12 protein-coding genes are annotated in these 14,053 nt (G+C 56.4%); 7 read left to right on the top strand and 5 right to left on the bottom strand.

The window, feature by feature from the left end; all coding sequences use genetic code 11:
• Window positions 1-523 precede the first annotated feature (523 nt).
• Window positions 524-1,294 carry a hypothetical protein gene (locus IQ22_RS02865; RefSeq protein WP_145137820.1) on the top strand — a complete coding sequence of 257 codons (771 nt, stop codon included), beginning with the start codon at window positions 524-526 and terminating at the stop codon, window positions 1,292-1,294.
• Window positions 1,295-1,339: 45 nt separating this feature from the next.
• Here the strand turns inward: IQ22_RS02865 and IQ22_RS02860 are convergent, their stop codons facing one another.
• Window positions 1,340-1,681, bottom strand: coding sequence for a zinc ribbon domain-containing protein YjdM (locus IQ22_RS02860; RefSeq protein WP_145137818.1), 342 nt, complete (start codon window positions 1,679-1,681; stop codon window positions 1,340-1,342).
• 221 nt (window positions 1,682-1,902) lie between these two features.
• Window positions 1,903-2,442 carry an invasion associated locus B family protein gene (locus IQ22_RS02855; protein ID WP_145137815.1) on the bottom strand — a complete coding sequence of 180 codons (540 nt, stop codon included), beginning with the start codon at window positions 2,440-2,442 and terminating at the stop codon, window positions 1,903-1,905.
• 162 nt (window positions 2,443-2,604) lie between these two features.
• On the opposite strand from IQ22_RS02855, the gene IQ22_RS02850 reads away from it, so the two are divergent.
• Window positions 2,605-3,084, top strand: a complete 480-nt coding sequence (locus IQ22_RS02850) for a GNAT family N-acetyltransferase (protein WP_145137812.1) — start codon at window positions 2,605-2,607, stop codon at window positions 3,082-3,084.
• Between the two features lie 70 nt (window positions 3,085-3,154).
• Here IQ22_RS02850 and IQ22_RS02845 read toward each other — a convergent pair whose 3' ends face one another.
• The 3 genes from IQ22_RS02845 to IQ22_RS02835 all read right to left on the bottom strand — a co-directional run bounded on the left by IQ22_RS02845 (window position 3,155) and on the right by IQ22_RS02835 (window position 5,684).
• Window positions 3,155-3,991, bottom strand: coding sequence for a DMT family transporter (locus tag IQ22_RS02845; protein WP_145138720.1), 837 nt, complete (start codon window positions 3,989-3,991; stop codon window positions 3,155-3,157).
• 329 nt (window positions 3,992-4,320) lie between these two features.
• Complete coding sequence (locus IQ22_RS02840) at window positions 4,321-4,812, bottom strand: LEA/WHy family protein (protein ID WP_145137809.1); 492 nt, start codon at window positions 4,810-4,812, stop codon at window positions 4,321-4,323.
• Between the two features lie 101 nt (window positions 4,813-4,913).
• Window positions 4,914-5,684 (bottom strand): phytanoyl-CoA dioxygenase family protein, encoded by a 771-nt coding sequence (locus IQ22_RS02835; RefSeq protein WP_145137806.1) that lies wholly within the window; start codon window positions 5,682-5,684, stop codon window positions 4,914-4,916.
• Between the two features lie 227 nt (window positions 5,685-5,911).
• Between IQ22_RS02835 and gabP the strand changes: the two genes are divergently transcribed.
• The 5 genes from gabP (at window position 5,912) to IQ22_RS02810 (ending at window position 13,972) form a co-directional block, all read left to right on the top strand.
• A complete protein-coding gene (gene gabP / locus IQ22_RS02830) occupies window positions 5,912-7,330 on the top strand; it encodes a GABA permease (protein WP_145137804.1) in 1,419 nt (472 codons plus the stop codon).
• A 616-nt stretch (window positions 7,331-7,946) separates the two neighbouring features.
• Window positions 7,947-8,162, top strand: a complete 216-nt coding sequence (locus tag IQ22_RS02825) for a DUF1127 domain-containing protein (RefSeq protein ID WP_145137801.1) — start codon at window positions 7,947-7,949, stop codon at window positions 8,160-8,162.
• Between the two features lie 562 nt (window positions 8,163-8,724).
• A complete protein-coding gene (locus IQ22_RS02820; RefSeq protein ID WP_145137797.1) occupies window positions 8,725-9,849 on the top strand; it encodes an efflux RND transporter periplasmic adaptor subunit in 1,125 nt (374 codons plus the stop codon).
• Window positions 9,846-10,922, top strand: coding sequence for an efflux RND transporter periplasmic adaptor subunit (locus IQ22_RS02815; RefSeq protein WP_145137794.1), 1,077 nt, complete (start codon window positions 9,846-9,848; stop codon window positions 10,920-10,922). Before IQ22_RS02820 ends, IQ22_RS02815 begins: the two co-directional genes overlap by 4 nt.
• A complete protein-coding gene (locus IQ22_RS02810; protein WP_145137791.1) occupies window positions 10,919-13,972 on the top strand; it encodes an efflux RND transporter permease subunit in 3,054 nt (1,017 codons plus the stop codon). The genes IQ22_RS02815 and IQ22_RS02810 overlap by 4 nt, the downstream gene beginning before the upstream one ends.
• Window positions 13,973-14,053: the final 81 nt, after the last annotated feature.

The following is a 14,053-nucleotide window of genomic DNA, read 5'->3' as shown; positions in this document are numbered from 1 at the left end:
TTAAGTGGCGATATTCCGCCGTATTTGGCTTATTTGCACGCTTCTGCCCTGGGGTTGGCTAATGGTGTGACCGCTTTTCTTAAAAAGCTGTTGGTTAAACCAAGCCTTAAATAAGCTTATTTTCTTTCAATTGTGTTGATATCTAGAGAAACATGCCCTTTTTTCTCCAATGAGAGCAGATTGTTTTGCTAGGTAAGGTATAGATATCCGGTAGCGGTATGGTTGGGTGGTAATCCGCCAGCTATCCACGCTGACCTTTTTGCAGGTCTATCGCTTGCAGATATGGTCTTTTGATAGGTGCGCTCTATCTCAGCCCGTTCCATTCATACGGTAAAAAGGCTTCGCCTTGGCCTGTTGTGCTAGACGAAGTTTTTTCATCAGCCAAGGATGCGAGTGCATGGCCGAGCGCTTCCTTTCTTTTCATTAGTAAGACTGCAGCACACATTGCGCATTGCCTTTATTCACCGGCTGAACCAGACGGCCTTGCATGGGCCTAAAGGCCAAGCCGTAAGTGATGAAGGCAATGATTTCCGTTTTTACCGTTGTAACCCTGTTGTCTCGCCTCTTCTGTAAGCGGAATGCTCATTGCGTTGTGTTGCTTGTGCTAGCAACGGGCAGTCTGGCGGGCTGTTCCGGTCAGTTTGATCATGCTTCGATCATGACAAAGCACAGCCCTGTCGAGCCGGGTGAGTTTTTCCAGACCAACGTTGACCGGATGGCCACGCTTGCCATGCGTGACAACTTGAATAGCCTTTATCGCTTACTGAGCAAGCTGTATCGACGTAACCCGGCGGAATGGCGTAAGACCGGTTTGCCTGACGTTGAGTCAGCCGAGCGCGCGATTCAGGCGTCTATCGAGCAGAATCGGGACCTGCCTTCGCTGAATGGAGTGCGGGATATCCAGGCGCTCAGTTACGCTCTCAGTCCAGAATTCCAGGGGGATCGGGTCGGTGCCTTCATTTATGCCATTGGTACTATGCTGATCACCGCGCACGGTGGGCGCATGGAGTTCTATATCACCGACACGCTTAATGCGGAGTTCATTCACAATGCTGCCCGTAACATCGAGAAGGCTACCTGGATGCTTGGTCATCGAAAGGGGTTGAGCGGCCAACGCCTGCTCCTGGCCAACGAGCTATCCGGGGGCAGGCGCAACCTGAGTTTTGCCGTAGAGTTTGGCAAGATTGTGGCGCGGCTCGACTTGCTGAGCGAAGTGTTGGATGAGCGTTACCGGCGGCTTGGGGTGAGCTATGCGCAAAGCCTGCTGTTCATGAACTTTCTGCCGGTGCAATGAGGCAGTGCTGGTGCTACGCTTCATGCACTCGGATGTAGCGTGACCTTATACCTTCCGCACAAACTCGGACTTGAGTTTCATTGCGCCAATACCGTCGACCTTGCAATCAATGTCGTGATCGCCTTCGACCAGGCGGATGTTCTTGACCTTGCTACCAACCTTTACCACAAGCGAGGAGCCCTTGACCTTGAGGTCCTTGATAACGGTAACGGTATCGCCGTCTTGTAGGGTGTTGCCAGCCGAGTCCTTGATCACTTTGGCGTCATCGCTTGCCTCGACCAGGCTATGAGCCGACCACTCATGGGCGCATTCAGGGCAGATCAGCAGCGAGCCATCTTCATAGGTGTATTCGGAGGTGCAATGGGGGCAGGGCGGCAGAATGCTCACGCAGGTTCCTTTTCAAAAGGGTAAAGCCCGGCAGTGTATAAGGTCCTACGAGCAGGCGCTGTACAGCGTGTGCCGTTTACGGCGCAGAGCGCTATGCATCGTGCCTTCGGAGCGTGCGGTACGTCTAAGGCCCATGTGCATGGCAGCGTGACGGCCGATCAATACCCTTTGTAAAAGGCGGCCTTGAGAAAGTACGCCGTCACACCTGCCACGGTTCTGCATCATTTCATCAGTGCGCGGGTTCGCTCGGCTGCCTTGGTAAATCCCTTAAGAGACAACGGCCCATGAGCCTCTCCGCCTGTGGCGATGCGCGCAGTGATGTTGAGTGCCTTGCCTTTTTGCAAGTCCTTGACTGCACTGTTGTCAAACTCCAGCGGGACGATACAGCCGACCGGCAAGCAGGTATGGAATTCGACCGACCGCTCAGCCTTGTCATCGACTTGCAGGTGTACGCCCTGAGTTACCGCTACGCCGAAGGGCAGGACGATAAAGCCACTGAGTCCGTCGCGCTGAGGACGTAGTTCCACGGCCAGCATCCGTTGCCCCTCTTGGTTATTCACCACTTGGGACATTGCACAGACTTTGCCTTCCTGAGGGACTTCGCGGCAGATAACGGTCCAGTCGCCATGGGTTTCGGTTGCGGCCGGTTTATTGGCGTTGGTGGAGGGGGCAGAGGTTTGTGCCTGTGCGCTCGGCAGGCCGGCCCCTGCAAGCAGCATGGTTGCCAGGGCCAGCGCCGGGCGAAAGCCGTTCTGTTTCATGATGCGTCCTTTGTCTTGACTGTAACGCTACAGGATAGGGTATTTGCGCCACCGAGTGGCTGGGTCATGAGCGTGAACTGACGAGCCTAGGTGCGCTGTGAGTAGACAGGGCCTGGCAGGATCATTAGCGTCAAGGTTTTTCTGCCAAGCTCAGAGCGCTCTATGTGTTACTACCGAGAGGCGATTCTTGAAGATATTCCCGCTATCAGGCGTTTGCGGCAGCTATTGAATGTACAACATCATGCCGCACTGCCAGAGGTGTTCGCTCTGCCGGAAACCGCTCAGCAGGGTGAGCCGAGCGAAAAGCGGCTGATCGGTGCAGAAAAGGCCCGCGCCTTTGTGGCGGAGGATAAAGGCGAGATCGTCGGATTCGTTATTGTCTATTTAGTAGATGAGCGCCATGCCTTTTATCAACCGATACGGTATGCCTTTGTAGAGTCTATTTGCGTGGTGGAGAGCTGCCGCGGGCAGGGAATCGGTCGTGAACTGATGACCAAGGCGGAACGCTGGGCCATCGAAAACGGCGCGGTGGACTTGCGTTTGAATGTATGGGCTTTTAATGAGGCAGCGCGGCGCTTGTATGAGGCGCTGGGCTATGAGGTGCGGTCGCTGGCGATGGGGAAGCCGTTGTCAGCCCGTTAGGTAACTTTTAGCTGGGCCATGCGTGAGTTGCAGCTTTTGCTTCTTCCGGTTGTTCGGCTCTTGCCAGGGCTTACTGCCGTTTCGCACCTAATACCAGAGCGATGCCGCCAAGCACGGGCAGTGAGGTCAGGAGCAGTCGAAGCGTTAATGTTTCATCTAAAAGTAGGCTGCCTGCTAGTGCAGTTAAAACTGGCACGCTGAGCTGCACTGTTGCTGCCTGGAGCGATCCGAGCCCACGCAGAGCGGTATACCCAAGTGCATAGCCAATTCCAGACGTGACCGCCCCTGAAAGGAGTGCGTACAGCACACCAGGCACATCGCCGTGGAGCCGCCCCAGCATGATCAGGCTGAGGATGGCGGCCGGAAGAGCGGCTCGCAAGAAGTTACCGGCCGTGACGGCCAGCGGATCGGCTACACCGCGGCCCAAAAGTGTATAGACACCCCAGGCGACGCCAGCGGTAAGCATTAGCGCGGCGCCTGAGAAAGCGGGTGCGGTGGCGCCGGGTAAGAGCAAGGCAATCAAGCCGCTTACTGCCAGTACCAGGCCCAGGGTAGCCCAGCGGTTGAGTCGCTCGCCCTGGATCAAGCCATACACGATCATTGTGACCTGGACTGCACCGAATAGGATAAGCGCCCCCGTACCAGCCTCCAGGCTCAGGTAGGCAAAGGAAAACCCGGCCGCATAAAGGAGTAGGGCCGCGGCAGCCGACCAGCGGCCGGCCGGGCGTCCCTTGGGTTGGCGCAAGTTCAACAGCAGGGCCAGCATCGCGGCACCGGAGAGCAGGCGCAGGCTGGTAAAGCTGGCTGCATCAATAGAAGTTTGTGTAAACGCGAGCCGACAAAGAAGAAAGTTGCCTGCAAAAGCAAGCAGAGATAGAGCAGTTAGCAACAGGGTCCGGGACGTTATTGTCATAGTCCGTATCCGTGGGGCATGCTGCGAGTGTAGCGTCTCGCCGAGGGAAAGGCAGGATGTCTATTGCACTGTGGAGCCGACACATCTTTCCGTACCGCGTATGCACGGTATTCTTGGGAGAGGAAGCGCCATAACGAGCCGCGCCTCTTCAGTCAGGGCCGTGTCCGTCCGGCAGGCAGGCTTAGGGATAAGAGGCCTAAATAGCCATTGCTACCAAGCAGGTGATCTAAAAAGAGATTGCATCTACTGCTGTGGTGCGGCTTGCAAGCGCGCTCCCGTTATCTGGTGGGAAAAGCCTTATTCATTACGCGGCGGCTCCTTGCCTACGGCGTAATACCTGTAACCTCCGGCCAGCTCAACTGGCCGCTTTCCTTGAAGCGCACCGTGCCAAACAGCCCGCCTGCCAGCTTGCCTTTAATTACATAAGGCATCTTTTGCGCTGGCGTGTTTTCCGTAAGCCCCCAGAATTGGCGCACCGCCGAAAATGCGGAAACCGTCAGCGGTACGGTAATCACTGCCTCTGAGTAGCGCGCCAGCGTCCCGCGTTGATCGCTTACCCCACTGGCCAGTGGCTGGCCGTTTACCTCCAGATCCATGGCTATGCCGTTATAGTCGATGGGCGTGTCGTTCGGGTTTTGTACACGCAGTTTCACTGCAAAACGCGCTTCTAGTCCTTGGCCCGGTAAGGGTTCGATACCGGCCACGCCGATCCGCAGCGGATCACGCTGCCCCAGTGTGCTACAGGCCGCAAGGCCCAGGGCAAGCAGGGCGGCAAATAGCAGGCGAAAGCACTGGCGATAGGCGAAAGAGGGCATGAAAGCTCCGGTCAATGGATGTCTGTGTGAACGATGGGACCGATCATTCAGCGCATCTGCTCCTGATGTGTATGGCGATACGCTAAAAACGTGAGCCAGGTTTAATCGTATTCCGCTGGCTCATGATCACCCAGCAGGCGCCGCTGGCGAGGTGTACAGGCTGCCAAAACCGCTGGGTTGAAACGCCACTCAAGATAGGGTGAAAATTTTTGCGCCACCATCCTGCGTCCATAATGCATTTGCAGCATATACCGCGTGCGATCCGGTGTTCGGTTACGGCTGCCCGCATGCCACAGCTCACTGCGCAGAAAGAGGACATCCCCCGGTTGGCAAAGCACCGGTTGCGGCGCCTCACCTTGCCAATGGGTTTCATTTTCCCGAGGCTTGCGTCCTGAACGATGGCTTCCAGGGATTACAAGGGTTGGGCAAAGATCCTCAGTGATTTCGTCGAGGTAAAGCTGTGCCGTGGCAATCTGTACGGGCAGCTCAAAGGTCGGGTCGGCCAGTAGACTTGGCGGAAGCTCCATGGCCAGGTAATCCACATGCAGGTCTGCGCCAATAAAGCCGGGATGGCAGCGCCAGGCCGTCTGGCCGATGAGGTGGCAATCGCTTCCCATGGCGGCTTCGGCGAGTTCGATAACCCCTGGCAAGTCCAGATAGGGAAGCCAGGAGGGATCACGGTTGAACACACATTTGTAATGATCAACAAGTCCCGTGTAGTCCCAGTGCACCGGCCTCAACTGATCGATAGCGTTACGGAGCTGAGTGATGCGGTCGGCGTCGATCACGCGGCGCAGGAGCACAAAGCCATCCTTGTACAAGCTATTCACAAGGTGGTCTGTCAGAGGGGAGACGCTAGTAGAGATATTCACAGGCGAGCCTCCATACGATACGCAAACGAATTTTAATTGGCGGTCACATAGCCCGGCTATGGCGCCGTCTTCCCTGTAAATAAATGACCTCTTAGTCTCTTTATGACTCTTTGCATGTCAAAAAACGGCAAAAATTGGCTTTAAACGACATAAAGCTCTGCTGTTGCGATCAATTTTTGTTAGCGTCCTATGCGTTCACTCCTTTCAGCACAGCGACAGGAATTCTTATGACAAAAAACTCGACCCCCATGTCCCAAGGGGGCACGTCCCTTTCTCCTGCACTTAAACCTCGCCATGTCACTATGCTTTCCATTGCAGGCGTTATTGGTGCGGGGTTGTTTGTCGGTTCCGGTCATGCCATTGCGGCCGCCGGTCCTGCAGTGCTCTTGGCCTATCTGCTAGCGGGCACGCTGGTTGTTCTGGTCATGCGTATGCTCGGCGAGATGGCTGTTGCCTCGCCAGATACCGGTTCGTTTTCTTCCTATGCTCATCAGGCCATCGGTCGCTGGGCCGGTTTTACTATCGGGTGGCTGTACTGGTGGTTCTGGGTATTGGTCATTCCCTTGGAAGCGGTGGCGGCCGGTGCCATTCTCAACGCCTGGCTTCCAGCCATCGCGACCTGGCAGTTCGCGTTGGTGATCACGGCGCTGTTGACCGTGACCAACCTGTTTAGCGTGGCGAAATATGGGGAGTTCGAATTCTGGTTCGCCCTGCTCAAGGTCATCGCTATCCTGGCCTTTATTATTCTAGGTGCCGTAGCCATGGTTGGAGCGTTGCCGGGCCGTGAAGTCAGTGGGCTGGGAACATTGATGGCCGCTCATGGCGGTTTCATGCCCAATGGATTCAGTGCAGTCATTGGTGCCTTGCTGACCACCATGTTCAGCTTTATGGGAACTGAAATCGTGACCATTGCCGCTGCGGAGTCCAAGGACCCAGCCAAACAGATTGGCAAGGCCACTAACTCCGTCATCTGGCGGATTGCCCTGTTTTATCTGGTGTCGATCTTCCTAGTCGTGTCCATTGTGCCCTGGCAGGACGCTCAGCTTCCGATCGTTGGTTCTTATCAGCGGGCCCTGGAGGTATTGGCGATTCCCCACGCCAAATTAATCGTCGATATTGTAGTGTTGGTCGCGGTAGCCAGCTGCTTGAATTCCGCGCTTTATACCGCTTCGCGCATGCTGTTCTCTTTAAGTCGGCGCGGTGATGCGCCGGCTGCCTTCGGGCGTACGGCAGCCAGTGGCGTGCCCCGTGCCGCTGTGCTGGCCAGCACGGCAATCGGCTTTGTAACTACGATTGCCAATTACATCATGCCGGAGGCCGTGTTCAGTTTCCTGTTGGCTACGTCCGGCGCCGTGGCGTTGCTGGTTTATCTGGTCATCGCTGTCTCGCAGCTGCGCATGCGCCGCCTGCTAAACGCACGTGGTGAGCCGATCGCCTGCCGTATGTGGTTGTATCCCTGGCTGACTTGGCTGGTGATTGTGTTCATCGTAGCAGCACTGGTTATCATGCTGATGAGTGAAGCGCACCGCATGGAGGTCTTGTCGACCGGTCTGCTAGCGCTGATTGTGGTTGCTATCGGGTCTTGGGTGGGCGCAAACAGCCGCCGCAAGGATGGCCTGATGATGACGGCTCCGCAGGTCCGTTAATCTGTTACAGCCCCGATGGCGCCTATGCCATTGGGGCTCCGCTCCCTCTTGTCTTTTTCCAAGCGCCTTGGGCGCCACACCTTAAGATCGAATTTCTCCTCGCTACCGTTTACATGGCGCGATTTCGCCAGTGATATGGCTTGGCCGTGGCCCGTGCAAGGCATGCAATTTGGTAATGCTAGGAAAGTGATCAGAGATGTGCTCAAGGTGGCTCATTAAGAGACCGTTACAGGTAAAACTGTAATGGTCAGTTCCACCTGTTTGTTTTATGGATTCAAGAAATGGCCATGCACCGTCTTAGTGCTTTTTCCTCTCGTAAGCTGGTAAAGAACTAGACATTTCTGTAGGCACCGGGTAAAACAGTTGAATCTCTCGGTGTTAACACGCAAAATTGTCATGCAAATATGGATGTCGTTTCCATAGGTAACAACTAAAACGAACCGAAACGGTGCGATTAGCTACAGATTGACCCATATTGGACCATAACAGTTTTCTCTTTTTGCCTTCTGAACCTATACAATTTTCTCCTTCTGTTTCTAGCGGTAGCACTTCGGTAACACGACAATGTGCGTACCAAATTACTTAGCTACCTGTCAAAAGCAGGAAGGAAACCACCATGGAACGCACGTTAAGTTCCGATTCGTTTGTCTCCTCTACCTCTTCCAGCGCCCGTGCTCCGCTGTTCCTGCGCGCTCTGGCTACTCTGGCCACTTGGCAACGCCGCGTTGCCAGCCGTAATGAGCTGGCCCGTCTGGATGCTCGCATGCTGGCTGATGCCGGTATCAGTGAAGCCCAGCGTTACGAAGAGTTGCACAAGCCGTTCTGGCGTTAAGCGCTATGCGCTTCTAAAGCGCCGTGCGTTTGGCTACGTGACCCCGTAGCCGGTATGACCTGTCGGGGAGCCGCTTGATAGTAGGCGGCTCCAATGACAGTCTTCTCCTTTCTCCTTTCTCCTTCTGTTTGCCCATAGGAAATTTCTGTTTTCGCTGTACTGTGGCGTCCGGTGAAACCAGGCCTTTATTCCTGTCTGTTCAATTGCCGGAACGACGGCGGGGCCGTAAAGTCAGTTGCCTATAATTTCAACGACTGCGTATGACGGTATAGGGATAGCCTGTAGTGAGGGTTCTCTTGAAACCTGTTTACGCGTTTGCACGCTGACGTGATACGAAGCCTGAGGGTCGCCATCGGGCAGGCCAGCAAAACACAAGGCAGTGGCTGGGTGTGCAGGTAGCGCTGATGGGCTCTGCCTGGGCAAGATGTTTGTGTTGCCGTCAAGGCCGTATCGTCAGTACGTAATCCAGCGTAAGCGGGTACCGAACAAGGGTCGGTCATGATCGCAATGGAGACTTATGGGCTTATTCGCTCGTTCACGGGGCCAGGAACCTATCCGGTTTATGGCTGCGCTTGCTCTGCTTGGTTTCCTGGCAGGAACGCTATATGGCTGCTCGGGTGAGTCGCCGCCTGCATCTGAACATCCCCGCGTCAAGGTACAGCGTGTCGCGCTGGAAGAGGTGCCGTCGACTGCAACGCTGAGCGGTGACATCCAGGCCCGGGTGCAGACGGCTCAGGCGTTTCGAATCAGCGGAAAAATCAGCGAACGGTTGGTTGATGTTGGCGATCATGTGACCCGTAATCAGGTGTTGGCACGCCTTGATCCGCAGGATCAGCGCAATCAGGTAGCTGCTGCCGAGGCTCAGGTATTTGCCATGAGGTCTCGTGCCCGGTTGGCTCAAGTCGAGTTCGAGCGCCAGCGCACCTTATTGCCCAAGGGTTACACTACTCAGAGCCAGTACGATCAGGCGCTCGCCGCGATGAGCAGTGCAAACAGTGCGCTGGCCACGGCCAGAGCGCAACGGGACGATGCTCATAAGCAACTCAGTTACGCCAGCCTGGTCGCGTCGGCCGATGGTGTGATTACAGAGCGGCTGGCTGAGGTCGGCCAAGTGGTTCAGGCTTCGATGCCTATTTTTACCTTGGCTCAGGAGGGGGATCGTGACGCGGTTTTTCATGTTCAAGAATCTCTCCTGAATCAGGGTTCCCGCGATCAGGTGATTAGGATTGCCCTGCTGAACGATCCGCATGTGCGTACCACCGGGCATGTTCGTGAGGTTTCGCCGGCTATTTCCGAGCAGAGCGGTACCGTGCGGGTAAAGGTTCAGCTGGATACCGTACCGGCTGCAATGACGCTGGGTTCGGCCATCACGGCCTCCCTGGCGCTGCCGGAACGGCAAAGGGTCGTGCTGCCTTGGACCGCTCTCAACGGCACTGTAGACGCACCGGCTGTGTGGCGGGTGGAGGCGGATAACACCGTGTCCTTGCAGCCGGTACAGATTGCCCGCCATGTAACCGGGCAGGTCATCATTGACCAGGGGTTATCCCCGGGTGATCGGGTGGTGACGGCTGGCGGGCAACTCTTGTATCCCGGTTTGACAGTGAACATTGTCCAGACGGCTGAACAGGCGCCACCATTACAGCCTGCCGCGATTGATCCCGTGTCAGAGCAGGGAGTGGCACCATGACGTATCAGGGATGGATATTGGTGCTGGTCCTGTTGCTGACTGGCTGCTCCAAGGAGGACGAGGCGGCTCCGCCACCCGTACGGCCTGTTCTCTGGGTAATGGTTAAACCCGAAAGCACGCAGGCATTGGGTACCTTTACGGGTAGCATTCAGGCTCGCTATGAGTCCACCTTGAGCTTTCGGGTAGGCGGGCGCATCGCCCAGCGCATGGCAGATGTCGGCGATCTGGTTGCCCAGGGCGCACTGCTTGCAGCGCTGGATCCGACAGACCAGCAAAATGCGCTACGCAGCCGTGAGGGTGATCTGGCCCGTGCGCAGGCGCAATGGCGCGAGGCACAGGCCAATGCCCAGCGGCAACAGATGCTATTTGCCAAGGGGGTCGGCTCGCAGTCTCAACTGGATCAAGTCATGGCGCAGCTGCATCTGGCGCAGGCCGCGCTTGACCAGGCGGAAGCCGCCGCACGTGCTGCTCGCGATCAGCTGTCCTATAGCCAGCTGCACACTGAATTCGAGGGCATTATCACCGCCTGGCAAGCAGAAGTCGGCCAGGTTGTTGCCGCCGGGCAGGCAGTTGTGAGGATAGCGCGACCGGATATTCGTGAGGCCATGGTAGATCTACCTGCTGGGCTGGCCGAGCATATTCCAGCCAGGGCGACCTTTACCGTGACCTCTCAGCTCGATCCTGGCGTGTCAGCGACCGGTATGCTCCGTGAGCTGGCACCGCAGGCCGATGCCCTGACCCGTACGCGCCGGGCGCGGTTGACGCTGAACGACCCACCGGCGGTGTTCCGCCTGGGCTCGCTGGTTTCGGTAAGTCTGACGGCAGACACCCCTCAGCAGCGGAGCGAGCTGCCAAGCAGTGCATTGTTTGAGCGAGACGGCAAAAGCCAGGTCTGGATCATAGACCCGGCAAGCCAGACTGTTTCGCTGCGTGAGGTTCAGGTGCTGGCGCGTGGTGAAGGGCGAGTCACGATAGGCGAGGGTTTACAGGCTGGAGAACGGGTCGTGACAGCGGGCGTGCACAGCCTGACGCCCGGACAGAACGTTAAAATGGATGCGGGACAGCGCCAATGAAAGGTTTCAATCTCTCTGACTGGGCGCTGCGCCATCAGTCCTTTGTCTGGTACTTGATGTTTGTTGCGCTGCTGATGGGAACGTATTCCTACTTCAAGCTGGGCCGCGAAGAAGATCCGACTTTTACCATCAAGACGATGGTTATCCAGACCCAATGGCCGGGTGCTACCACTCAGGAGACGCTAGATCAGGTCACCGACCGTATCGAGAAAAAGCTCGAGGAGCTGGATGCCCTGCAATACACCAAGAGCTTTACCCGGCCTGGCCTGAGTACGGTTTTCGTCTATCTATTGGATACCACGCCAGACAAGGAAATCCCGGCGATCTGGTATCAGGTGCGTAAGAAAATCTCTGATATCCGAGGCCAGTTTCCTCAGGGCATTCAGGGGCCGGCGTTCAATGATGAATTCGGCGATGTATTTGGCAGCATTTATGCCTTTACAGGTGATGGGCTGTCGTATCGTCAGCTGCGCGATTACGTAGAACGGGTGCGCCTGGATATCCACTCGGTGCCAGGTCTGGGCAAAGTTGAGCTGCTCGGGGCGCAGGATGAAGTGATCTACCTTGATTTCTCGACCCGCAAGCTGGCCGCGCTAGGAATCGACCAGCGCCAGATCATGCAGAGCTTGCAAGCGCAAAACACCGTGACACCTTCTGGCGTGATCGAGGCCGGGCCCGAGCGTATTTCCGTACGCACGTCCGGGCAGTTCACGTCTGAGCAGGATCTTGAAGCTGTCAATTTGCGGATCAACGACCGGTTCTATCGGCTGGCCGATCTTGCTACCATCCATCGCGATTATGCGGACCCACCTGCCACGTTATTCCGTTACAAAGGCGAGCCAGCGATTGGCTTGGCTATCGCCATGCGCAAGGGCGGTAATGTGCAAACATTCGGCTCGGCGCTGGCCGAGCGCATGGAGCAGGTTACGCACGAGCTACCCATTGGGGTGGGTGTGCATCAGGTCTCCAACCAGGCCGAGGTAGTAGAAAAAGCCTCCAGCAGCTTTACCCATGCCTTGTTCGAGGCGGTGATCATTGTACTGGTGGTGAGTTTCATCAGCCTCGGACTGCGCGCCGGGCTGGTTGTAGCCTGTTCGATCCCCTTGGTGCTTGCCATGGTGTTCCTGTTCATGGAGTACAGCGGCATTACCATGCAGCGGGTTTCACTCGGTGCGCTGATCATTGCGCTGGGCCTTTTAGTAGACGATGCGATGATCACGGTCGAAATGATGGTGAATCGTCTCGAACAGGGTGACTCGCTGCATAAATCAGCTGTTTATGCCTATGAACATACGGCGTTTCCCATGCTCACCGGAACCCTGGTAACCGTGGCTGGATTCGTTCCCATCGGCCTCAACAAAAGTACCGCTGGACAGTACACCTTCACGTTATTTGCCGTTATCGCTGTCGCGCTGCTGCTGTCATGGATTGTGGCCGTGCTGTTCTCTCCGGTAATGGGCGTACATCTGCTGCCGAAAAGCCTGGCGCATAAGCAGGAGAAAGGGCCGGGACGCATGGCCCGGGGGGCTCAACATGCCCTGATATGGGCCATGCGTCATCGCTGGCTGACCATTGCCGCGACTGTGTTGATGTTCGCCGCGGCAATGTTTTCCATGCGCTATGTGCAGAACCAGTTTTTTCCTTCCTCGGACCGACCAGAAATACTGGTGGACTTTAACCTGCCGCAAAACAGTTCGATTCTCGAAACCAAGGCGCAGATGGATCGATTCGAGGCAACGCTCAAGAGCGATCCGGATATTCTGCGCTGGAGTTCGTACGTTGGGCAGGGCGCGGTACGCTTCTACCTGCCCTTGGACCAGCAGCTTAACCAGCCGTTCTACGGGCAGATCGTGATTGTTAGTCAGAGTCTTGAAGCTCGGGAGCGGTTGATTCCAAAGCTCAACCAGCGCCTGAAGGAGCATTTCGTCGGGCTTGACGGCTATGTGCAGCCCCTGGAGATGGGCCCGCCCGTAGGCCGCCCGATCCAGTATCGGATGAGTGGGCCGGATATTGCCGGAGTGCGCCGCCAGGCCCAGGCCTTGGCCAGTGTAATCAGTCGCGACCCGCATATCAGCGACATTCTTTATGACTGGAACGAGCCGGGTCGTGTACTCCGCGTTGATATCAACCAGGACCGGGCGCGGCAGCTCGGGTTGTCCTCGCAGGATGTCGCGCAGATCATGAACGGCGTACTCAGCGGAACGCCTATCACTCAGGTGCGTGATCATATTTACCTGGTCAACGTGGTCGGCCGTTCGGAGGATGCTGAGCGTAACTCCATCGAAACCGTGGAAAATCTACAGATCGCCACGCCCAGCGGGACGTCGATTCCGCTCAAAGCCTTTGCAACCGTGGGATATGAGCTTGAACAGCCTATCGTCTGGCGGCGGGACCGGCAGCCAACAATCACACTTAAGGCCACTATTTCAGGAGAAATCCAAGCGCCTGATCTAGTAAAAGCCCTCAAGCCTTCGGTCGATGAGTTCAGCCGGCAACTACCCGTGAACTATCGGATCGAAACCGGTGGAACGGTAGAGGAGAGCAGCAAGGCCCAGGGGCCAATTGCTAGTGTAGTGCCGCTGATGCTGTTCTTAATGGCCACGTTCCTGATGATCCAGCTGCATAGCGTGCAAAAGATGTTTCTGGTCGTCAGCGTGGCGCCCCTGGGGTTGATCGGCGTGGTATTGGCTCTGGTGCCAACCGGCACGCCGCTTGGTTTTGTGGCCATTCTGGGCGTGCTTGCACTGATCGGCATTATTATTCGCAACTCGGTGATTCTGATCACTCAAATCGAAGAGTTTGAGCAGGATGGCCGCCATCCGTGGGATGCAGTGATCGAGGCTACTAATCATCGGCGGCGCCCCATTCTATTGACGGCGGCTGCGGCAAGCCTGGGCATGATCCCTATCGCCCGCGAGGTCTTCTGGGGGCCGATGGCTTATGCCATGATCGGTGGGATTGTTGCCGCCACGTTACTGACTCTGCTATTCCTGCCGGCCTTGTATGTCGCGTGGTATCGCATCCACGAGCCATCGCGTACGGAGCACTAAGAATGATGGGACACCAAGGGAAAAAACGGCAGCCGAACCGCCTCGGAGGGAATAGGCGGTTAGGCATGCCATAAGGAGCTA

The sequence above is a fragment of the Pseudomonas duriflava genome (genome assembly GCF_007830155.1).
Taxonomy (GTDB): domain Bacteria; phylum Pseudomonadota; class Gammaproteobacteria; order Pseudomonadales; family Pseudomonadaceae; genus Chryseomonas; species Chryseomonas duriflava.
The sequence above is the reverse complement of the archived record's forward strand: the minus strand, read 5'-3'. Positions and strand labels throughout refer to the sequence as shown.